Annotated in this window: 17 protein-coding genes and 1 tRNA gene; 6 read left to right on the top strand and 12 right to left on the bottom strand. The window is 49.3% G+C overall.

Features of this window, described 5'->3' with window-relative positions; translation table 11 throughout:
• The first annotated feature begins 73 nt into the window (after positions 1 to 73).
• The 4 genes from mutY (at position 74) to OGV80_RS12700 (ending at position 4062) form a co-directional block, all read left to right on the top strand.
• Complete coding sequence (gene mutY / locus OGV80_RS12715) at positions 74 to 1126, top strand: A/G-specific adenine glycosylase (protein WP_043017992.1); 1053 nt, start codon at positions 74 to 76, stop codon at positions 1124 to 1126.
• Positions 1127 to 1153: 27 nt separating this feature from the next.
• The gene (locus OGV80_RS12710; protein ID WP_003027126.1) at positions 1154 to 1423 is read left to right on the top strand and encodes an oxidative damage protection protein; all 270 of its coding nucleotides are present in this window, start codon (positions 1154 to 1156) and stop codon (positions 1421 to 1423) included.
• 86 nt (positions 1424 to 1509) lie between these two features.
• Positions 1510 to 2595 carry a membrane-bound lytic murein transglycosylase MltC gene (gene mltC / locus OGV80_RS12705; protein WP_087052015.1) on the top strand — a complete coding sequence of 362 codons (1086 nt, stop codon included), beginning with the start codon at positions 1510 to 1512 and terminating at the stop codon, positions 2593 to 2595.
• 210 nt (positions 2596 to 2805) lie between these two features.
• Positions 2806 to 4062 carry a nucleoside permease gene (locus tag OGV80_RS12700; protein ID WP_043017551.1) on the top strand — a complete coding sequence of 419 codons (1257 nt, stop codon included), beginning with the start codon at positions 2806 to 2808 and terminating at the stop codon, positions 4060 to 4062.
• A 57-nt stretch (positions 4063 to 4119) separates the two neighbouring features.
• Here OGV80_RS12700 and OGV80_RS12695 read toward each other — a convergent pair whose 3' ends face one another.
• On the bottom strand, positions 4120 to 6255 hold the full coding sequence (locus OGV80_RS12695) for an ornithine decarboxylase (protein ID WP_087052014.1): 2136 nt from the start codon (positions 6253 to 6255) through the stop codon (positions 4120 to 4122).
• Positions 6256 to 6723: 468 nt separating this feature from the next.
• Between OGV80_RS12695 and OGV80_RS12690 the strand changes: the two genes are divergently transcribed.
• The gene (locus OGV80_RS12690) at positions 6724 to 7431 is read left to right on the top strand and encodes a DUF554 domain-containing protein (RefSeq protein ID WP_043017554.1); all 708 of its coding nucleotides are present in this window, start codon (positions 6724 to 6726) and stop codon (positions 7429 to 7431) included.
• A 105-nt stretch (positions 7432 to 7536) separates the two neighbouring features.
• Positions 7537 to 7612, top strand: a tRNA-Phe gene (locus OGV80_RS12685).
• Between the two features lie 214 nt (positions 7613 to 7826).
• Here the strand turns inward: OGV80_RS12685 and OGV80_RS12680 are convergent.
• The 11 genes from OGV80_RS12680 to OGV80_RS12630 form a co-directional block, all read right to left on the bottom strand.
• Positions 7827 to 9167, bottom strand: a complete 1341-nt coding sequence (locus tag OGV80_RS12680) for a VasL domain-containing protein (RefSeq protein WP_087052013.1) — start codon at positions 9165 to 9167, stop codon at positions 7827 to 7829.
• 1 nt (position 9168) lies between these two features.
• The gene (gene tssE / locus OGV80_RS12675; RefSeq protein WP_043017589.1) at positions 9169 to 9612 is read right to left on the bottom strand and encodes a type VI secretion system baseplate subunit TssE; all 444 of its coding nucleotides are present in this window, start codon (positions 9610 to 9612) and stop codon (positions 9169 to 9171) included.
• Positions 9612 to 10145, bottom strand: a complete 534-nt coding sequence (gene tssJ / locus OGV80_RS12670; protein ID WP_043017590.1) for a type VI secretion system lipoprotein TssJ — start codon at positions 10143 to 10145, stop codon at positions 9612 to 9614. Before tssJ ends, tssE begins: the two co-directional genes overlap by 1 nt.
• On the bottom strand, positions 10120 to 11208 hold the full coding sequence (tssG, locus tag OGV80_RS12665; protein ID WP_080626115.1) for a type VI secretion system baseplate subunit TssG: 1089 nt from the start codon (positions 11206 to 11208) through the stop codon (positions 10120 to 10122). The genes tssJ and tssG overlap by 26 nt, the downstream gene beginning before the upstream one ends.
• A complete protein-coding gene (gene tssF / locus OGV80_RS12660; protein WP_087052012.1) occupies positions 11169 to 12935 on the bottom strand; it encodes a type VI secretion system baseplate subunit TssF in 1767 nt (588 codons plus the stop codon). Before tssF ends, tssG begins: the two co-directional genes overlap by 40 nt.
• Positions 12936 to 12957: 22 nt before the next feature.
• Positions 12958 to 14556, bottom strand: a complete 1599-nt coding sequence (gene tssA, locus OGV80_RS12655) for a type VI secretion system protein TssA (RefSeq protein ID WP_087052011.1) — start codon at positions 14554 to 14556, stop codon at positions 12958 to 12960.
• On the bottom strand, positions 14553 to 17969 hold the full coding sequence (locus tag OGV80_RS12650; RefSeq protein ID WP_502873998.1) for an ImcF-related family protein: 3417 nt from the start codon (positions 17967 to 17969) through the stop codon (positions 14553 to 14555). The genes tssA and OGV80_RS12650 overlap by 4 nt, the downstream gene beginning before the upstream one ends.
• A gap of 4 nt (positions 17970 to 17973) precedes the next feature.
• Positions 17974 to 19125: a hypothetical protein gene (locus OGV80_RS12645; protein ID WP_087052009.1), complete on the bottom strand. Its 1152-nt coding sequence runs from the start codon at positions 19123 to 19125 to the stop codon at positions 17974 to 17976.
• Between the two features lie 6 nt (positions 19126 to 19131).
• On the bottom strand, positions 19132 to 19398 hold the full coding sequence (locus tag OGV80_RS12640; protein ID WP_087052008.1) for a PAAR domain-containing protein: 267 nt from the start codon (positions 19396 to 19398) through the stop codon (positions 19132 to 19134).
• A gap of 157 nt (positions 19399 to 19555) precedes the next feature.
• The gene (locus OGV80_RS12635; protein WP_087052007.1) at positions 19556 to 20572 is read right to left on the bottom strand and encodes a putative type VI secretion system effector; all 1017 of its coding nucleotides are present in this window, start codon (positions 20570 to 20572) and stop codon (positions 19556 to 19558) included.
• A 20-nt stretch (positions 20573 to 20592) separates the two neighbouring features.
• Positions 20593 to 23336, bottom strand: a 2744-nt coding sequence (locus OGV80_RS12630) for a T6SS effector BTH_I2691 family protein (protein WP_286515050.1), incomplete at its 5' end; no start/stop codon positions are given.

Here is a 23336-nt window from a genome sequence, read left to right as displayed (position 1 = left end):
GCGGAAAGTTCCGGTTTACACCCCGTTGCCGCTGTGCTGCAATCTTGCCCCCGGCAATAATGAAACGGTAATCATGCAAGCGTCTCAATTCTCGGCTCAGGTTTTGAGCTGGTACGACAAATACGGGCGGAAAACGCTGCCCTGGCAAATTGACAAGACGCCTTACAAAGTATGGCTCTCTGAGGTGATGCTGCAACAAACTCAGGTTGCCACCGTCATCCCCTATTTTGAGCGCTTTATGGCGCGCTTCCCAACGGTAACGGATTTAGCCCATGCGCCGCTGGATGAAGTCCTGCATTTATGGACCGGGCTGGGCTATTACGCCCGTGCGCGAAATCTGCATAAAGCGGCGCAGCAGGTTGTGACGCTGCATGGCGGCATATTCCCGCAAACCTTTGAAGAGGTGGCCGCCCTGCCTGGCGTCGGGCGTTCAACCGCAGGCGCGATCCTTTCTCTCTCTCTGGGTCAGCATTTTCCGATTCTCGACGGTAACGTCAAACGTGTGCTGGCTCGCTGTTATGCTGTAAGCGGTTGGCCGGGTAAAAAAGAGGTTGAAAAGAAACTGTGGGAGTTGAGCGAGCGGGTTACGCCTGCCCACGGCGTTGAGCGATTTAATCAGGCGATGATGGATTTAGGCGCCATGGTCTGTACGCGCTCAAAACCTAAATGTTCCCTGTGTCCGTTGGAAAATGGCTGTGTGGCAAGCGCCAATGCAAGCTGGGCGCAGTACCCAGGTAAAAAACCCAAACAGACGCTACCGGAACGGACGGGCTATTTTTTACTGATGCAGCATGATGAAGAGGTGTTGCTCGCGCAGCGGCCACCCAGCGGCTTATGGGGTGGTTTATACTGTTTTCCGCAGTTTGACGATGAAGATGGGCTACGCAACTGGCTGGCGCAACGACAAATTAACGCAGATAATCTGACCCAACTTAATGCGTTTCGCCATACCTTTAGCCATTTCCACTTAGATATTGTGCCTATGTGGCTTCCCGTGTCTTCATTCAGCTCATGCATGGATGAAGGCAACGCGCTCTGGTATAACTTAGCGCAACCGCCGTCGGTCGGACTGGCGGCCCCCGTGGAGCGTTTGTTACAGCAATTACGTGCCGGCACCCAGGTTTAACGTACCGGTCGATAGAGAGGATTTTTTATGAGCAGAACGATTTTTTGCACTTTCCTGCAACGCGAAGCAGAAGGACAGGATTTTCAGCTGTACCCGGGCGATCTGGGAAAACGTATCTATAACGAAATTTCTAAAGAAGCATGGGCGCAATGGCAGCATAAGCAAACCATGCTGATTAACGAGAAAAAACTCAATATGATGAACGTCGAACACCGTAAGTTACTGGAACAGGAAATGATTAACTTCCTGTTTGAAGGTAAGGATGTGCATATTGAAGGCTATACGCCAGAGTCATAAGAACCGTTGCCGGATGGCGCTGCGCTGATCCGGCCTACGATTTAATCTGGTCCTTGCAAATAACAAACACAACACGCACTCCCGGAATGATGAAAAAATTTCTCGCGCTTACCGTTATTGCGCCGTTGCTCATCTCCTGTTCCAGTTCGACCAAAAAAGGCGATTCCTATAACGAAGCCTGGGTCAAGGATACCAACGGTTTTGATATTCTGATGGGGCAATTTGCCCATAACATTGAGAACCTGTGGGGATTTAAGGAAGTGCTGATTGCGGGTCCGAAGGACTACGTCAAGTATACCGATCAGTACCAAACCCGCAGCCATATCAACTTTGATGACGGTACGATAACCGTCGAGACCATTGCCGGGACAGATCCCGCCGGACACCTGCGCCGGGCGATTATCAAGACGTTGCTGATGGGCGATGATCCGGGTTCTATCGACCTCTATTCCGATGTCGATGACATTAAGATTTCCAAAGAGCCGTTCCTGTACGGACAGGTGGTTGATAATACCGGCCAGCCCATTCGTTGGGAGGGACGAGCTACCAACTTTGCCAACTATCTGCTGCAAACGCGACTTAAAAGCCGCAGCAATGGCCTGCGTATCATCTATAGCGTAACGATCAATCTGGTGCCGAACCACCTTGATAAGCGCGCGCATAAGTACGTCGGCATGGTGCGCCAGGCTTCTCGTAAGTATGGCGTCGACGAGTCGCTGATTCTGGCCATCATGCAAACCGAATCCTCGTTTAACCCCTATGCGGTCAGCCATGCCGATGCGCTGGGGCTGATGCAGGTGGTACAGCACAGCGCCGGGAAAGATGTGTTCCGCTCGCAAGGTCGCTCAGGCACGCCAAGCCGTAGTTTCCTGTTTGACCCAGCCAGCAACATTGATACCGGTACCGCCTATCTGGCAATGCTCAACAATGTCTATTTGGGCGGCATCGATAATCCAACCTCGCGTCGCTATGCGGTGATCACCGCGTATAACGGCGGCGCGGGCAGCGTGCTGCGCGTATTCTCGAACGATAAAATTCAGGCCGCGAATATTATTAACAGCATGTCCCCGGGAGACGTTTATCAAACGCTGACCACCCGACACCCTTCTGCTGAATCACGTCGATACCTTTACAAGGTCAATTCCGCACAAAAATCATATCGACGCCACTAATGTATCCCTCTTCTGCCCCCTGAAACGGGGGCCAGAAGAGCCAAAAACGTTAACCCCATCACTCTTTTGCTTTGCAATCAGAAATTGTTTGCAAATATTTGTCACAGGTAACAAAAAAAGAGTGCCTCTCGTTGATAGAATCACATCATATAGCCACGGCAAATGTGCCTTTTAAAACATTCATCCGCATTACGGTGTGAGGAAATTAACATGAATCTTAAGCTGCAGCTGAAAGTTCTCTCGTTTCTGCAGTTCTGCTTATGGGGTAGTTGGCTCACTACCCTCGGCTCCTATATGTTTGTCACCCTTAAATTCGATGGTGCATCCATTGGCGCAGTATATAGCTCGCTGGGGATCGCCGCCGTGTTTATGCCTACACTGTTAGGGATCGTGGCTGACAAATGGATCAGTGCGAAATGGGTTTATACTATTTGCCACCTGGTCGGCGCTGCAACGCTGTTCGCCGCAGCCGAGGTCACCACGCCAGGCGCCATGTTCTTTGTGATCTTGCTTAACTCCCTGGCCTATATGCCAACGTTGGGGTTAATCAACACTATCTCTTACTACCGCCTGCAGTCAGCCGGGATGGATATCGTTACGGACTTCCCGCCAATCCGTATCTGGGGCACCATCGGTTTTATTATGGCAATGTGGGCCGTAAGCTTCTCCGGCTTTGAACTGAGCCATATGCAGCTGTATATCGGTGCGACGCTGTCCGTGGTACTGGCGCTGTTCACCCTGACGCTGCCGCATATTCCGGTCGCTAACCAGCAGAAAAACCAGAGCTGGACGTCTATGCTCGGCCTGGATGCCTTCGCGCTGTTTAAAAACAAGCGTATGGCGATTTTCTTTATCTTCTCGATGATGCTGGGCGCAGAGCTGCAAATTACCAATATGTTCGGTAATACCTTCCTGCACAGCTTCGATAACAACCCGCTGTTCTCCGGCAGCTTCATCGTTGAACACGCATCGGTGATGATGTCGATTTCGCAGATTTCCGAGACCCTGTTTATCCTGACCATCCCGTTCTTCTTAAGCCGTTACGGCATTAAGAACGTGATGCTTATCAGTATTGTGGCGTGGATGCTGCGCTTCGGCCTGTTTGCCTACGGCGATCCGACACCGTTCGGTACCGTGCTGCTGGTGCTGTCGATGATTGTTTACGGCTGCGCCTTCGACTTCTTCAACATCTCTGGCTCTGTATTCGTAGAGAAAGAAGTTCGCCCTGAAATCCGCGCCAGCGCACAGGGTATGTTCCTGATGATGACCAACGGCTTCGGTTGTATTCTGGGCGGTCTGGTGAGCGGCAAAGTCGTTGAATACTATACGCTGAACGGTATTACCGACTGGCAGACCGTGTGGCTAATCTTCGCAGGTTACTCGCTGGTTCTGGCTTTTGCCTTCGTTGCGCTGTTTAAATACAAACACGTACGCGTTCCGGCTGGCACCCAGACTATCGCGCACTAATCTTTATTGATGAAAGAAGGTCACCAGATGGTGACCTTCTTTTTGTCCAGATGGCGCTTACTTCAAAACATATCCATACAGACGTTTAATGCCGTCTGCATCTGTCTCACTGTAAACCCCTTGCAGCTCCGGCGAGAAGCCCGGCAGCAAGTTTACGCCCTCTTCCAGCGCCAGGAAGTAACGTTGCACCGCCCCGCCCCAGACTTCACCTGGTACCACACAGAGCACGCCCGGAGGATAAGGCAGCGCACCTTCCGCCGCAATGCGCCCAGCGGCATCACAAATACGCACCAGTTCAACATCACCGCGGATAAAAGCGCTGTTGGCATCCTGCGGGTTCATCGCCACGGCAGGTAAACTCTCCTGACGGAACATCGCTTTTTGCAGATCTTTCACATCAAAGCTAACGTACAGTGAGTGCATCTCCTGACACAGTTCACGCAGCGTGTAATCCCGGTAACGTACCGGATACTTATTGAAGATGGTGGGTAGCACATCTGCCAGCGGCGTATCGTCTTCAATATGCTGCTCAAACTGCGCCAGCATCGCCACCAGTTGTGCCAGTTTCTCCGCGCTTTCTGCCGGGGTCAGCAGGAACAGAATCGAGTTAAGATCGCATTTCTCCGGCACTATGCCGTTTTCCCGCAGGTAATGCGCCAGAATCGTCGCCGGAATACCAAAGTCGGTATATTGCCCGGTTTGCGCATCAATACCCGGAGTGGTTAACAGCAGCTTGCAGGGGTCGACAAAATACTGGTCGCGCGCGTAGCCGGAAAAACCATGCCATTTAGCGCCAGGTTCAAAGCTAAAGAAACGACGCTCGCTGGCAATCACCTGCGTCGGATAGCTTTCCCACGGTTTGCCATCAACTACCGGAGGAATAAACGGCTGAATCATCTTGCAGCGGGTAAGAATCGCTTTACGGGCCTCAATCCCCAGTGCCACACACTCCGCCCATAGCCGACGGCCACTCTCCCCTTCGTGGATTTTGGCGTTAACGTCCAGCGCCGCAAACAGCGGGTAAAACGGACTGGTGGAAGCATGCAGCATAAACGCATTGTTCAGACGCTTATGCGGGCAGAATCGCGCCTGGCCGCGAATATGGTTATCCTTTTTGTGGATCTGCGAGGTTTGCGAGAACCCGGCCTGTTGTTTGTGTACTGACTGAGTGACAAAGATCCCCGGATCGTTAGCATTAAGCTCCAACAGCAGTGGTGAGCCATCGGCCATCATCGGGATAAATTGCTCGTATCCAACCCATGCAGAATCAAACAGGATGTAATCGCACAGTTGACCGATCTTGTCGATCACCTGCCGGGCGTTGTAGATCGTCCCGTCATAAGTGCCGAGCTGAATGATCGCCAGACGGAACGGACGCGGCTGGTCAGCCTTTTGTGGCGCAACTTCACGGATCTGCTGACGCAGGTACTGCTCATCAAAGCAGTGCTCATCAATGCCGCCGATAAAGCCAAACGGATTACGCGCCGCCTCCAGATAAACCGGCGTGGCGCCCGCCTGGATCAGCGCGCCGTGATGGTTCGACTTATGGTTGTTGCGGTCAAACAGCACCAGATCGCCGCGCGTCAGCAGCGCATTGGTCACCACTTTATTGGCCGCCGAGGTCCCGTTCAGCACAAAGTAGGTTTTATCCGCGTGGAAAACTTTCGCAGCAAATTTCTGTGCATGTTTCGCTGATCCTTCATGAATCAGCAGATCGCCAAGCTTAACGTCGGCGTTGCACATATCCGCGCGAAACAGATTCTCGCCAAAGAACTCGTAGAAATGCCGGCCCGCCGGATGCTTCTTAAAAAACTCACCGTGTTGGTGCCCCGGGCAGGCAAACGTGCTGTTCCCCATTTCGACATACTGGGTGAGCGTGTCATAGAACGGCGGCAGCAGCTCTTCCTCATACTGGCAGGCAGCAGACTCCAGCTCCAGCCAGTCCTGAGCCTGACCGCAAATGACCGCATTTATACCCGCAGGCACATCGACATCAGATTCTGCGAACAAAAACACCGGTATATGAAAACCGGTGCGTTTCAACAAAGCCAGGATCCCACTGCGGCTGTCCGCAACGGTAATGACGACTGCCGCAACGTCAGTAAAATCGGTACCATCCAGCGACACCACCTGACGATGACTGGACAGACGAGAAACCAGTTCACCACTGGCGGCAATTTTCATTGATTTCATAAGCGCAATAACCCGTTTCGGGAAAAACAAAAGTCCCGGACAAAGCCGCATTGCTTTGCCCACGAAATGACAGGTCAAACTGGTTACCAGCCCCGACCGCCAGACATCAGTAAAAGCAGATAGCCTCTGATTTTACTGTTATCCTGCAGTGAGCGTGCGCTGCCCTCACCGCATGGTGAGTGCATAAAGATAAGTCGCAGGAAGGGGTAAACGTCGCGCAAAAAGGCGATATTGAAGGCGATGTAGGGGGAGTAATATCATCCCAGGCAGCCCCATTCAGACAGGAGAAAATTCGCGCAATCATGGCACCTTTCACTTACAGGCGCAAGATAAAATCCGGTGCCAAAACCTCACAGATAAACAAGCATTTCGTCTGAAAATAGCGGCATAATAATGCAATCTGAAACATAATTTTACCCAGCTAATTGCCTTTAGCATCAAGACGATAATGGGTATGCAGGAGCAAATGTGGTAATCGGACCCTTTATTAATGCCAGCGCCATTTTATGTGGTGGCGTTCTCGGCGCGCTGCTTAGCCAGCATATACCAGAACGCATTCGGGTCTCCATGACCTCTATTTTCGGACTGGCTTCGCTAGGGATTGGTATCTTGCTGGTTATCAAATGCGCCAACCTACCGGTGATGGTTCTGGCAACGCTGGTAGGCGCCTTAATTGGCGAATTCTGTCATCTGGAGAAAGGGATCAATGCTGCGGTCGCCAAAGCGCAGCAGGTTTTCACCCGTTCGGATGCCAATGCAACGCACGAATCTTTTATTCAAAGCTATGTAGCTATCATCGTGCTGTTTTGCGCCAGCGGTACCGGGATCTTCGGTGCGATACATGAAGGGATGACCGGCGATCCTAATATTTTAATCGCAAAGTCGTTTCTCGATTTCTTCACGGCTATCATCTTTGCCTGTTCGCTGGGAATTGCGGTATCCGCCATTTGCGTACCGATGCTGACAATCCAGTTAACGCTTGCTACCTGTGCAGCACTGATTTTACCCCTGACAACGCCAGCTATGATGGCCGATTTCAGCGCCGTAGGCGGGCTATTGCTGCTGGCAACCGGTTTACGTATTTGCGGCATCAAGATGTTTGCGGTTGTGAATATGCTTCCTGCTCTGCTGCTGGCAATGCCGCTTTCCGCCGCGTGGACGGCATTTTTTGCCTGAGAATGCGTGCAATTGCAGCAATGTGGTGATAGATTGTGCAGTCTGCATTGAATTGAAGAAATTTCGTTGACGAAGCGAAGCGAATCGGGTTTAATGCGCCTCGTTGCCCGGATAGCTCAGTCGGTAGAGCAGGGGATTGAAAATCCCCGTGTCCTTGGTTCGATTCCGAGTCCGGGCACCACTATTTAAAGAACCCAGCCTATGGCTGGGTTTTTGCTTTTGGAGAAACGGACTCTCCATCGAACTTCGTTCGATTATTCGCCGCCAGCGGCTCACCCCTGCGGGGCCAGCGCGACAAGCGCGCTGTTCAACGCCTACGGCGTTAGTCCGAGTCCGGGCACCACTATTTAAAGAACCCGCCCAAAAGGCGGGTTTTTGCTTTTGGAGAATAGTGACTATTCTCTCCTCACCGAATTTTGTTTCAACAGCGCATAACGATTAAGAAGCTGATTAATCCGCATATCAAGCTGCTGATACAAAGCGGGTGATACACTCCCCTGCACTTTGAACTCTTCATCTATTTGACGTAACAACTCTTCTGTCGGCGGCGTTTCGTCAAGCTGGCGGCGGATAGTGAAAATGGCTGATTTCAGCTCCGACCCTGTCAGATATTTACCTTTACGTTCATCAAGCGCATTTAGCTGGGCGGTTAACGCTTCCAGCCCCTGCTGAGCATTATGCCAGTTTTGCAGAGCGCTTTCCGGCAACGCTTCGGTAGCTAACTGTTTTTGTAACCCGCTTTCAAATACTGTAGTCTGCGATTCTTCAGGCCACAGGGTAACTACCTGCTGCGCTAATGATGCGGCATATTCTCGCGACCACAAAGGTGACAGGCGATATAAAATATCCAATTGCCCTTGCGTTGCAGCGATTATTTCCTGCTTCTGATCCTTCAAATCTGAGGACTGCTTCAACGCGGATAATTGTTCAGGCGTCAGCACCTGAGGCAATGGCTTGATCAGATCATATCCGTCAGCCCGCATATGACTGGTGCCAAGAAAAGCGCCTGCGCTCGCTGCCGCAGCAACGATAAAACCGATAGCAAACCCCAGCCACATCCGTCTGGTTCCCCCCTCGATTTGAGTAGTAAAAACCGCTGCGCTTGATTGCCCGGGTGATGCGGGTTCATTGACCACAAATACCAACTGTGGCGAAGACGTCTCAACATTATTAGTCGTACCTGAAGCCGGTATTATCACAACGGCCGATCCCGAATCCGCTTCAGACTTCTCCAGACGCAAAGCGGCATTGTGCATCCAGGTAACAACAGCCTCCATTTTACTAAGCGCTTTCAATTCAAGCCGTTGCAGCACTGCGCAGGCATGTTTTAAACTTTGTTCAACCCGATACACTTTTGATAAATCAGCATATGACAGCGTTAGGGTACGCAATTCTTGCTGTAAGCGGACAGACAACCATGCCAGGATCTCAACGCGGGCATGGGTTTGCTGTGGCCATATTGCACTCCAGTGATGCGTCAGTAATGCTTCCAGAAGTTCCGTGCTTTCGGCAAGTCCCTCCAGTCCCGCATTACGTATTCTGGCGACGGTGTACCAGGCAAGTGTTTGCAGTTCGACTCCGTTATGACGAAACAGCGCCAGGCTTAACTGTTCAACCTTTTGCCAGTCAACGTCCGGACGCGCAGGGTGAGTCAGCTTGCTAATTTCATCGCGTAATTGCCCAAACTCCATGAAAGCACGTGGATCTCCCCCGGTGCTGATGCGATTCTTTTCCATGTCAGTACACTCCAGTCTCAAGCCAACCCTGCCTCTTGAGGTGCCGAATCAGAACCCGCCCCTCAGGGGTAAAATCAGTGCCATAGCGAACAATGCCTAGGTCTTGCAGTTCAGCATCAATGGAATAACGCAAATGTCCCGGTGTTTCCTGCTGCTGCATCGTTACCTGAATTCCTTTTAGCCGCGGTTCATACTTCAACAAAACCTGAGAAAGCGTGCTAATAAGCTGATGTGCCGTACCTGGCATACCCTGGAGGATTTTGGTCATATCAGGCAAACCATAATCGGGTATATGTTTGAGACTACCTGCACGAGTATTCAAAATGCGCTGCATATTATCGAGGACGGATAAGATGACCTGCGTGTTTTCGCTGACTGCGTGCAAAGGAAAACCACCGGAAAAATTACCCAGCAAGATGTCATAAAGTGAAGGCTGCTTGACCATTACTCGCCCTCCTGCGCCATGAGTGCCAGAGTCTGGGTATTTAATTCGATCACTCGCGCATTATCAGGATCGAGATCTTCACGACGTAATACCACGCGCCAAGAATCTTCAGACAGATCGGGAGAAATAAACATTCCCGCCACGGCAACATATTGCGCTTCGTTTTCGAATGGAATATCGACAGCTACGCTTTCACCTGGTCGTACCCGAACATCTCTCTGAGCCAATAAATCTGCTTTAACCACCGTGCTGTCTTGTGCAAATAAAGACTGATAATTAGCCGAGTCAAATGCTTTACGATCTTTGAGTTGGTAAATACGTACGACCGTCGAAAGCGCGATGCCCTGTGCATTTTTATTAGCAGCTTCTCTGGCGGAAAGATCCAAATGCAGCGTTTTAATTTCCTTATAAAAGATCGACTTTGTTAATGACACGGTACCTTCAGATACTTTTTGCGTCAGACCACATCCGGTGACCAGACTGGTCATTCCGGTTATTACGGCAAAATTAATAGCGATAATCGCCAGTCTCATCGGCTTCCCTCCGCTGATCATGTTGACTAAGGCTCTGCCAAAGCCCAAGTTTAATTGTTATATGTTGATTCTTCGTTTCCGGGTTATCCAGACGCATAACGGCCGTACGGCCAAGCTGAACTGCACGTTCGCTTTTATTACTGGTAAGTTGAGCATGCGGAAGCGCCGAGCGAGGAATACGTAGTTGCAACCTGGCATTCACTCTGGCACCTAAATAAACGTGCATCAGCGCGAGAAAATCATGATAAAGCTGGCCGCCCGGTAACCAGTCACGAACCTCATCGGTAACGCTCGTTGTAAGCGTAATGAGTACCTGACTGTTAATATCTACGGCGCTGCGTCCCATCACCGGACGAGAGTGGAGGCTAACAGGTTGCCGCGTGCTCATTTTTAACGCCTTATCCAGCAGGATTAAGCGTTTATCATGAGGAGTCACGGTAGTATTTGTTGTTGGCGATAATAAAGAAACCAGCGCGGATATACCTTCCGCCGTACGCGTTGGCATTCTCATTATTCCCAGCAGCGCCAAAAAACGCGATAACGGGGTCTCGGTTTGTTTGCCGCATCCCGGAATCCCCAATCCGGTCAACCCCAGTAAATATTGTGATGTTTCATCTGTTCCGCCTGGTCGAAAGGTCGCTGGATAGCTGTATTTTCGCCAGATTCGGTAAAACTGCGTAATTAAGCGATGGTTAAAAATATCCAGAAACTCAGCGGCAACGTCCGAACCTTCCTGGCGCTGGGCAATATCATCCTGATAGGTCGTCGGCAGCGGCGACTCCACGCCATACAACCCCATAAAAGTGACACGAACCGTTGGCGGCAGTGTGGGTTGCTGCGGATCATATTCTGCACTTTTAAGCTCACCCGCCGGAAACCCCATCCCCGGATGAGGGCGAAAACGAATGGCATCGAAGCGCGGACTTTGTTGGCTCCCAGGACCTGGCGCTTGCGGGTTCCCTTGTTCCAACAACTGACAGAAACGATAAAAATTGGTACGTGGCAGGTTTTCGCCAAGGCTATTTAGCAGCCGGGTAGCCGCTGATTGTGATTCTCTTTCCATCGCAAGCTTTTCCCTGCCGGCTGTATGATTAAAGTAAGCTGATTAAACAAATGAATATCCGCATACAATGCAAAAAAGCGATTAAGCATTTCACCAAACAGATGAATATCGCCTTCACCTGTAAATCCGTTCTCATCAAGCGTTATTTCGATGTCCACCCCACGAAGTAGAAATCCTTTTTCAAAGCGCTGTATTTCATGTTGTTGAACATTCATGATCGCATCCAGGCGACGATAATTAAGCTCATCATCCTGCCAGTTATAGAGAGACAACGTTCCTTTGAGCACTTCAGCGCTGGCCATCATATTCAGAAAGCTGGATCCCAGGTGGCTCAACACTCGCCAGTGAAAACGATCCTCAGCGGGAGGGTAAGCAGGTAGCGTCGGTTTACACAGATTGCGCACGGCAAGGGGCGTCTGGAGGATCTGCTCACAACGATTGAGCAATGTACTTTGCAAAGCTCGCCGCGGTAGCTGACCGTTTGTGCCGGTCACTTTCAAAGACAAGGTTTCATACTCAGCAAGACGATCCCGTTCCCAGGCATCTCCTCCGAGGATCAGCCATGTATCATATAATCCGGATACGCCGCGTCTGACGCGAGTATGGTAATAACGCTCGGGCGCGTTCCGGCGCATCATGCCTCCCTTATGGCGAAAGCTGGTAAAAGGAGCATAAACAGCATTACGCGTTCGCTGTGAACCTGAAACTGCATCGACTGCATATATTTCCGTGTGGCCATCCTGCAACCTTCGCGGACGCAGCAAATATTCGCTTTCCAGACCATTAACTACCAGCGGATCGGCCTCAATCGTGAAAAGATTAATAACCGGAACGCAATGAAGACGGATGTTTTCACTCCCCACAGGAAGCTCAGAACTCCACTGTTGAGTCAGTACCGCTTCTATTTCAAAGCAGTCTATACCCGCAGGAAACGATATCTTTTCCAGACCGTTAAGATGGACAAACATAAATTTTTCGCGGAACGTAAAATACTCAAGCAACAATTGCCAGCCGCCAAACGCCGTATCGCCTTTTGGCCACAAACTGTCTTCATCGGCAAATCCGCCCGGGGAAAAGTAACCCTCCAGTCGAATACGTTCTACGCTGTTGGGGAGTCTCAAATAAAGAGAAGCCAGACGCTTTGTCAAAGCAAGGTGCAGCGCGTGGGTCACCGGCGCGTCACCGCTGAGGTAAAGGCTGAGGTGCGTCAGATCGGTTTGCGACCAGTCCATCTGTGGATTGCACTTTATTCGCATACGGATGACCGAGCGTCCGTCAGGTTCGGCATCGATATTCACCGCCGTGACAGACAGCGGATTAAGTGTGACGGGCTGAGTAGTACGATACTGACATACCGTTTTTTTAGGGCCAACGGGCTGTGACAATACGCCAAATCTCGCGTTAATCTGCTCGCTCATTTTTAGCACATCAATATCTGGTAAAAGCTCGACAACACTTAAGGAGGGAATGGTACGTAAATAATGCGGCCACAGCAGACTCATCAAGCCTTCGGTAAATTCAGGGAGATGATCGTCAATTTTAGCGCGCAATCGCCCCATCGAAAATGCAAAACCTTCAAATAACCGTTCCACATAAGGATCGGGTATGCCGGCTTTATCCAGATCCAGCATCGCTGCACGATCCGGATGCGCCTGCGCAAACTCTTTTGCCGCTTCCCTTAAATAACGCATTTCCGCGTCATAATAACGCAGAGTTAAATCTTCCATTTTATAGTTCGCTTATTTTGTTTTAGCCGCACAAAACGGCGGCTCTGGCAGGATCAATGGCGACCAAGCCGGACAAAAGTGAGTCCATCTCTGGCGCCAGACGCGCTTTGTCGCTTTCACTGCGGTTGGCTTTTAAACGCAGAAGTTTCAGCCGTCGCGCTTTAACTTCAAACAGTAGCTCAGGCTCCCATTGTTTGAGAGTGAGGGAGTGTGCTGTGGTATTCAATTCCCCAAGCAAATGCAGCGCGAGATCGTTGCACCCACATTGTTCCGTCAGACGGGCCATCAACAGTTGGCGTAACCAACGCTGTCGACCTGAAACAATGCCAGGACGTGCCTGAACCCAGGCGAGCGCGGCTTCAACGCCTTCGCTATCCGCCAGCACCAGGGCCTCACTTTCAAGTAGCAGAATATCGTCGTCCGCTCCTGCACTAGCCGCGGCGACTTTTTCAGTCTGCCAGTCACTTTGCTGTTGCACATCACGGGCTATCCACTCACGGGTGACATCGTCAGCAAAGGGGGTTCCATCGTTAAAAGCCAGCGTTTCCAGACCCGGCATCCGATGTAGCAGCATTTTCAGATCGCTGATGATAATCGCGGCATTTTTATCCCAAGGCGATCCCGCCCTCATTAATGCCTGATGAAGGTACCACTGCACGTCCAGCCAGAAATGATTCACTCCCTCAACAAATAAGCTGTCCGTTAACTCAATCAGTTCAGTCCAACTTTGCTGCAAATACAGACGTTTGAGCTGCGCGCGATAATCACTCTTGGGCGGCACCAGGCGCGTACGTCCGGCGCCATCTGGCGGAGGAAGCTGGCTGACCGTATCGAGCCGCACGCTTTTCATCAAATGATGCGCCGCCAGCCAGCCATCCGGCTGATCGCTTAAGTATTTTGCCAACACCCGTGCCTGTTCCAGCAGCTCACGACCAGAGGCAATACCTTTGAGGACGGGGGTTTCTGCGCTGTGCCGACTGGGTTGAGCACTGATATTTTGCGGTACCAATGCCTGAGCCCCGCCAGATTGGGCCAGACGGTTCTCCAGCGCGCTATAGAGCGCCCCAAGCCCAGGACGAATACTCTCCTCTCGCTGGCTAAACTGCTGCTCAAGCAGCATCAGCGCACCGGCGATCCGTTGCGCGTCAGGTCGTGAAACTTCGGGAAAACGCGCCAGACTATCCAGCATCCTCCCGCCTGCCAGCCATTCAAGGGCGGCCTTATAGCTGTTGGCTCTTAAAGGATGGAGAGAATCGCCATATTGCTGCATCAGGCCAGCCAGCAAAATCAGACCATCCGCCAGGCCGGACTCACCATCCTGATGCAAACGCGCCCATGTGTAGTACGTGACAACACGGACATCCTTACAGGTGTGGGTCAGGATTTTTTCCGCAAGCTCAATGATGAGATCCGTTTGTGCGCCAGAAAGTTTATTCACCTCCTCTCGCATATGCTGAAAATCATCGTCATAGCCTGGATCTTCACCACCGGGGTTGGCTGCTGAAATGGGCAATAGCCAGTTTTGCCATAGCGCAGTCTGCGTTTGCGCCTGTTCCATTAGTTGCTGTTGTTCATCTGGCGAAGCCGTGCTGGCAGCCAATAGACGTTTCAGAGCGCTCATTCTTCTTCCTCTGAGGAAATCTTGCCGCTAACAACAAAAATTGCTTCTGGTAGTTCAAAGTCGCGGAGTTTGAGTAATGCGAGCGGACCTTCACCGGCTTCAGTTCGCAGGGTGTAGTTCAGCGGCAATCCATCCTGCGCAGTCCAGCGCAGGTTAAAACCGCTACTCACGCCAGCGTTATCGGTTATCTCCGCTTTCTCAAGCAGTCGGATCCACCCCCAGGTACCGGGGTTATCTGAGTAGATTCGGGTTCCCGAATTGGTGCTCACCCAGCTTAGGGTTGCCCCTGACGCTTGCGTATCAGCAGGCCAGACAACGTTTTTCCACGCTGGCATCTGATTAACGTAAGTGAGTTTCTGCCCATCCAGCACGAGGTCAGTCTGCATCACGTCCCGCGCCGTTCCGGGACGCAGTTCAAAACGCATCCCGGCTTCTCCACGAATAAATGCGACATCCGCAATTTGACTGAGTTGGTCCATCGCCTCGAGAAACGCCGGATTAAACTCCAGCCCCTGAGCATTCACCGTGTCGGCAACCCAGTGACTTCCCTGTTTATGCAGCACACCGCTTAAATGACTTTCGAGAAAATGCGGGATTCGCCCGTTATCGCTTCGCAGATATTGCGCCAGCAGCGGCAGAGAAGCCTCGCTGCCAACATCGCGAAACGGATAACGTCCGCCGAACGCGGTGTTCCAGTCATTCACAATCAGCGCCTTCCATTGCGCATTCAGGCCCGCCGCGGTGGGTTGCAACACCTGCTGCCATGACTGCTCCAGTGGCTGAACAAACATAGTTTGACCAAATCCACTCCATGCTTGCCCCAGACTGGCAGCCACCAGATTGCCATAGTCACGCGTGGTGGTGAGATCGATGGTTTTACCCTGAAACACCGTTTGCGCCAGGGCCTGGCTCATGCCTTGCGGATCGGCAGCGTTAGTAATCTGCTGGAGTTTCAGCCTGACCTGCGTTACCCGGGTCAGGTAGGTTTGCAGACTCAGATGACTGATATCCTGCCCAGCCGATTGTTCATCCATCAATGCCAGGATTGGCGAGAAGGTACTCGCCATAGGGCCTTCTTCCCGCGCATGTTGGTCAATGATTTGATTTTCTTTGGTGTTAAATAGATCCTTTGCCGACTTCACCAGCGAATCCGACAGCGCTTCTCCGGTTAACCCTGTGCGTCCCTGAACGGCGAGCGTATTCATTAACGCAACCAGAGGAGACTGACGGATATCTGCAATCAACGTGAGTTGATCGATAGCATCACTTAGCGTCTGGGTGCGCTTCCAGCGAATACTGTTGAGAAAATCCAGCCAGTTGTCGGCAAAATCTGTGAAGTAACGCTCGCTAAGACGCACCTTTAAGGCCTGTGGAGAGAGAGGGTCACTTGCAGAATGCGTATCATCTCCCAGCACCTGATCCATTTCTTCCCGACGGTTGTTGACGATTTTCTCAATGGCGGGCAAAACCTCCTCTTCCCAGGCTTTGCGGGTATACACGCCAGCAACCGAACTGCGGGTATAAAATACGTGCTCTGCCCGGGTATCGCCGGTCATGTCTTCCAGACGAAGATCTGTGTAATGCGGCGTTACCTGTTCAATGATTTTCTGATACAGGGCAGCTTCGCCATTGCGGATCCCCATCTGACGAATTAACAGCGTTCGCACCTGGCTAATAAGATTTTTATCGGCTGCTATCTTCCATTCAGGATGCGCCTGAAGGTTCTCTCCCCAGAATTGCCAGAGCCCAGGGCCAACGCCCTGCCATGATGCGCGCGAAATACCCGCTCGCTCCGGCCAGTCTTGCATCAGCGCCTGACTAAAAAATGACGCCTCCATCTGCTCAGGCCGCGAAAGCATCAGATACATTTTCAACTGGTTGTAGGCGATCTTTGCCTGGGCGGCAAACTGCGGGCTGTCTGGAGCCAGTCGGGTTAAAGCCGTTAATTCCTGGGTAAGATGTTGGGCGGCTTCATCACGCAGGAGCGGAATAGCGATACGCGTATAGCGCGGCCATAGTGCATCCAGCAGAGCATCATTTTGGCTTAAGCCGAAACGGTAGTACCACGGCGTCCCATTCTGCTGACGCCAGCGAAGCATGCCTGGCGTTTGCTGCAGAGCAGACAGCGCCGTAAGACGCTCGGCGAGCGGTTTATCCGCACCGCCTGCCAGGCTCGCCTGGTCCAGACTTTCGCCAATCAGATTGCGATTAGCCAGAAAAGATACCACCATTCCCGCCCCCCATAGCAGCATCAAACCGGCTGTACAGACGGCCAACACGCGCATCCCTGAACGGCCTGTACGCTGTGCCTTTAGTTCAGCAGGTAACGCAGGGAGTGAATCAAGCAGCGCACGCCAGCGCTCATCACGCATCCAGGCATGCGCGATGAGCGATGAAGTATCTTCCGCATACTGGCTCATGATTACCGCCGCCAGCGGCAGAGGCCGATGCGGGCTGAAAAAAGTGGACAACGATTCGCTGATGGCTTCTGCGCCAGGCATCAGCAAATTAGCCATTTTCAGTAAGAAATTATCGCGGATATTGCGCGTAACCTGCTGCGTACCCTGCTCCGCCATCTGCATTGCCAGCGAGGTCAACTGCGAACGACATAAAGCCGTGGTGCATCCTGCAGGGAACAAACATGTCGCAGAGTGCAAGGTTACGTCATCCCGGACGAATTGAGCGCCATACAGCGACCAAAGGTATAACGGTACTCGCCAGCGGAGCGTGGTAAAAACAGCCTGAAGATGGCGGGCGGCATTATCTATTTGTTCTGCGGTTAAAGAGACAACAGGTGCCGATTGAACCAGTGTATCCTGGTGCTGAAAAGTGGGGGTTACCCATACAATCCCATCCAGCGGACGCCGATGCAGCTTGCGTATCGCATCAAACAACGAGGCATCTGGCGTTTCAGTGAGCGTACCTCCCCAGATTAACACCACGCCATCCCCTTCAACCCAGCGCTGAGTGGTGAGTTTTGACACCAGTTGCTCAACCTGAGAGGCATCTCCCATCACCAGCAGGATACGCGTTTTGGCGCGCCAGAGGCGGCCATAATTATCTTTAAGTGTAGTATGGAAGTTAATGAATATATTACTATCCAATGTGGTGGTTATATTATCTCCAACATTTGTCTTATCAGCTGATTTCCATGGCAAAAAAGAATAAACAATTGATTTATATTTTAAAAATGGAACATACGATATCAACACTGATTTCAGCGCATTCAACTGCCATAATTTAAAAATATAACATAGTGCTATTAAAACAGTTGTAACGACTATTATCCTTGTTGATTGGGCCCTCACCTCCAAATACTCTCCGTAGTAAAAAAGAACTACATAGCATATCAAACCAACGACAACTAAAATACATAACCGACCAAATAGCAGCAACAAGGTGGACTTCTTCATATATCTATTCCTGATTTCTAATTTGTTTAACCCTCGACAATATAATTCTTCCATCCGATTCCGATAATATTAGATCAACAGCACTCACATTTTGTCCATTTAACAAAGAGAACATTAACATCATCCATATATCAAACTCTCCGTGAATGCCGATATATAACTCTGCATAATATTGCTCAAGGTTGTTATTATATTCATTAAGAAGAACTGCCACCTTAGCCACATCTTTTTTATTGTTATGTTTGCCTATCAATAAATTGTCAATTATCCCAGCCTTGGCCTGATAAAAAATAAGATCGTTAAGGTCTTTGAGCAATTCATCTTCATTCGTAGAGATAGACCTATACAATCTTGCTTTCTCGAAAATATTATTCTGATTAACTAACATCGGCGGAGCAAAAAGAAAAGCACACATCCCATCACCCGTTCTATGGTGATTATCTTTGATTTCCGTTGATTTTTCCCCTACAATAATTAATCTGAATTTATCCTCTGTAACACTTAGCCATTCATTAATATTTAATACATAATCATGCAAGATAAATTCACTATTTTTAATTATATCATCAGAGAGCCCAAGTCGTTTCCATGCCAATAAAAAAGACTGCCATGCTGAATTCCCTGACATCTGACCAACAATAAAGCTAATAACCAGACCTTTTTCAGAAGTAATATCAATTAATCTAGCTCTCATGGGAGCCAATAACTCATGGAATAAAACAGTAGAATTAATCGATTCTGGAAAATGTAACGCCCTGGCTCCAATGGCATTGAACTCATTGACTTCAAGTAAATGAGGTATCTGCGATTCTTCTGGAAAGAGATAACTGTAATCTACAATACTTATATAATCAGACGCCCATTCAGACCACTCATAATCAATATTAGAATTTTCCGTTGATATCATTTCATTTTTTTCAAGGGATACACCGAGTTGAAATAACCTAAGTCCTAAGTATATAATGAATACTAAAAAAACACTTAGCGATATTGCAAAAGCATAATAAAAATAATCACTATTATGAGTAATATAATAAAAAAAAGTGAATAGCAGAATAATAGTTATTAACAATGAGAAAAAAACACCACTATCACGCCCCCACCTTATAGAAGGTACGGGTTGTATTTTCTTTTTACCTGGAATATTCCAACTCATTTTAACTTACCAAATCCCGCTACAGGGAAGAGTTGAGATGACATAACAACCGCATTGACACATGCATTTATGCACAGCTACTGGTTTTCCATCTGAGATCCACTCTGTAGACCCCTGGATTATTTTATTTACTCCATGAAATGGAATTGGACATATAACAGTATCATCAAGCAATGCGACACCTAAACCATCGACAATTATCGTTGACGAAACTGAAATTACTTTACCACCACTACTTAATGGATCATTGAGTCTGACTAAGCCTAGAAACATAAATCCTCACTATAAAAAATATAACCACTCAGATATAATCCTTTGAAAAAACAAAAGATTATCTAACACATTTATATAATCAGATAAAGATCAGATAATAACATACTACCTGGTAATAAATATTAGCTTTAAAATTAAACCCACAAATAAAATTCGTCTAATAGTAATAAAACCACCATCCTGATGTCATTACCCGCACAGATTTTCCATTTTTTTTGAATTCTTTTATTCTTCTGCGTTTTAATCTTCGCAAATCAATATTGGTCACATTATCCCAGCCAGCAACAGTCAATATCTCTTCCGTCAGCTGTTCTTTCGGGAAAGGATGTCGTCGCCAGATCGTCCATATTGCGGGCAGGATATACAGAAAGGTTCCCATGGTCAGAAACATCGTAACCCCGCTCACTATTTTTTCAGTAACAACCCAGCCATCCTGGTAAATAAACACTACCAACATCGTAATAATTAACAAAATAACGATCGAAATGGGGACTTTCATCGCGTCTATTCGTGCCCGTCGTATTCCCTGGTAGCACCACGGCGGCATGGTCAGCGAGCGCGCATGCGGCCGGACAATGGCATATACCAGGTACTCCTCTCCCACCGGCGCGGCAATCAGTTCCACTTCCTCACCTTCCCGGCAATAGGGGGCGCCCAGCCACCCTGAAAACTGCCGGCCATTGATTTCGCCCGTAACGTACCATGCCGAAGAAGGAACCCTGTCTTCATTGCTCACCACCATGCCCTGTGCTGTTGCCGCTGACCCCGTCGAGGCCAGCACCATCGCGGCAGACGCCATGTTCTCATCCTGCCTGCTGAAATATTCCCACGTCTGCGGATAGGCTTTGGTGTCAAAATAGTGCGTCAGGCAGCGCTGGTGGTAGTTTGTCACCACGCCACTGACCTTTATCAGCGGGGCTGGCGGGGGCAGTACCGGGTCCGGTGGCATATCGGCCAGCGCTTTTGCCAGCTGCTTTTCTTCACGATACAGTTCCCCCAGCCGTTTTTTATACTCCTTCTTGCCTTCCGATTCATAGTGCGCAATGGTTTGTCTTAATTTTATCCATTCCCTGCGCTCCCGGAGATAGTTTTCTTCAATATACCCCTTACCCTTCTCCAGACCCCGGATATAGGCCTTGGGCATCTCGGCGAACAGTTCGTCATCTTCTGTCATAGTATTTCGTTGCTCCAAAATTAAACCACAACAGGAACTTCCGGCTCATCATAGATAATAAATGGCCAGTAAATTATTGGTTTTCCACGTTGTTGCTCTTTACCTGAAGATAATTGACGTAAGCTTTCTTGCAGTGAATTTCTGGTCTCATCAATAAATATATTGATTTTTTCCGGTGTACAACTATCGATATCAATCGAACAATCATCACCAAACAAGCTATTCTCAATCCACGACTGTAAGGCATCACGTGAATAATATTCCGTCAGAATATTTTCAGCGACCATCAATAACAGGGCTACCTCCCAGGAAGCCAACAGCCCCACCCATTCGACGCCTAGCTTTGTGAATTGAGGCGCAGCTGCCCTCCCCAGCCATACGGCTAATTCCCCTTCAGGAGTCTTCCAGCCAAAGCGTTCAATCAGCACTGACATTAATTTCCCTTCCGCTTTAGCAATAATGGCAACATCGCTAAGGGTCTTGACTAAATATAATCCCGTAAATGCCCATTTTTTACTGGAATTCGGTAAACTAACTTTATTCAATAATGTGGCAAAATCTAATCCCAGCGAAATACCTGCACTTATCAGCGAACATCCTGCACCAAACATTTTCATATAGTGGAGACTATTTTTATCTTTAAGAATGACCTCCATTGCAGGGGTTGCAATATCAATCATCCCGCTCGCCGTTGCCGATATTGCGCTGACTACCTTCGCGTAGTTAGCAGGTTCATTTTTAAAATTATCGAGTTGGTTATACAACTCAGTAACATTGAAAAATAAAACAAAAATTCTAATACTTGTCACCGCATAACCAGAATGTCCCGCTGGCTGGCTTAGATAATCTGCATAAGATTTTTCAAGTGCGGCATATTTCTTACCCGCCCCCCGGAGAAGATCAGCCCGAATTGCTCTTTGCGGGCTGTAAAAAACAGTGCCGGTAATGTAAGCCCTGCGTTCCGTGGCCCAGCCAAAATATTTACTGAACAATATTTTGGTTTCTAACTCTGACTTTCCAGCAGACAGCGAGAAAAGGGTTCGAACAATGAGGTCATTCATGGTGTTGAGAACAGGTCCAATCCGTGATACGGAAAAAAACCTGGCCCCTACGGTTGCCATGTGCTGGTCCATTTGATACAGAACTCTTTTCGAGAATACGGCATTGCCAGCCAGAGGTTTTGAAATTTCACTCGTTGCTTTTTCAAAACCTTTAAATATTTTATTAAGTTTAGCGCCATTCTTCTCAAAAAAGTAGAGCACATCATTTTCAGAAACCGGCGCTATGCTACACTGACGCAAGCTAGCCAATAATGACTCCGCATCTGCCATGATCTCTGGATTATTATAAAAATGTGTTCTCCAGACAAGATTCTTTTCACTTGTCGTAGTATATGCGTCTATCCAGTCATCCAGCAATTTTACACCTGATGACGACTCACCAAGACCAGCCATCGCGAAGGCAGCTATTTCACGATAGTACGCGTTATCAACAGGATCGTTAGAGAAAAAATCCTGTAGCATTGTTATAAATAAAGAAGTCTGTAACCATTCACAACGATAGCTAATCAGTTTAGCGAGCTGTTCATCAATTTTTTGTGTTAGATCAGCACAACATTTATTAAAAGACTCCCATTTATTCTGATTGATCATTCGGGCATATTTAGACCAATCATTAGCTACCTGGCTTTTTTTATAAACTTCGTTTTGTTTTCCTTTTACCTGCTTTTCGAATTCTTCACGAGTTAGTATATCCTTCGAATCTGTACCTCTAGATTTCTCATTCTGGACATACATATCATAAGAATAATCCATTGCAGGAGGGGAAATATATGTTTCCTGGGGTAATACAGAAAGTTGAGCTGCAACATTCTGTTCCGAGCTTTTGTTAACAATCTCCTTAACTCCGTTTATCAGACTCTGGGTGCAGAACTCCAGAGCGCGTTCTTCACCAAATATCTTCGCCATCGCCAGGACATCATTCGTCCATCCCGTCAGCTCATGCGTTATCCCTGTTGCATCATGCAGCGCCATCAGCAACGGCGTGACAGGGGAACCATCTGCCTTCACTCCCCGTTCCTTCATCTGCCGGATTGTGTTTCCGGCCACTCCGCTCTTCCACGGATACAATGTCTCCTGCGGCGCTGGCTCTTTGACTATTGCATAGCGTTCACTCGCACACTGGCTGACGCGGATTTTAGTCTGGGTGCCATACGGTAACAGCATTGCCGGACTCAGCTGGTTTCCCTGCGGCGCGATGTAATCCAGAACCCCTGCAAGATTGCCTGTCGTGGCTTCTGTCGTTTGCTCTGAAGTCTGTGGTGACGTCCAGTTTGATGCACTCAGGCGCTGCATTCTGCTCTGCCGTTGCCCGTCATCGCCCGCGTAACGCTCCATCGTTTTTTCCGTCCAGCGACACTGTGTGAATGCTATCCAGATATCATTCTCCAGCACTTCATATGGCAGTGTCAGAAAATCCTTTCCGCCGTTACTGTAGGTTCCCTGCCTACAGTCAGGCTCTGATTTCTCCAGAACATTTTTCGCCGACAGTTGCTTCCATAAACTGCCGTCATCACACACCGACCATGCTTCCCAGTCCGTCAGGTATGGATAGTAGATATAGATATAGCCCCTGCGCATCGCACGCAGCGCATAGTGATAATTTTCACTTTCTGCCGGATAAGACGACGCTCCTGGTTTTGCCCACGCCGGCAGCGCTTCCTGAATATATTCAGGAACCACCGCATAACGTACGGGCAGTAATG

Source organism: Citrobacter sp. Ce119, from assembly GCF_030334525.1.
In the GTDB taxonomy this organism is placed as follows: Bacteria; Pseudomonadota; Gammaproteobacteria; order Enterobacterales; family Enterobacteriaceae; genus Citrobacter; species Citrobacter europaeus.
This window is presented reverse-complemented; position numbering and strand designations above follow the sequence as displayed.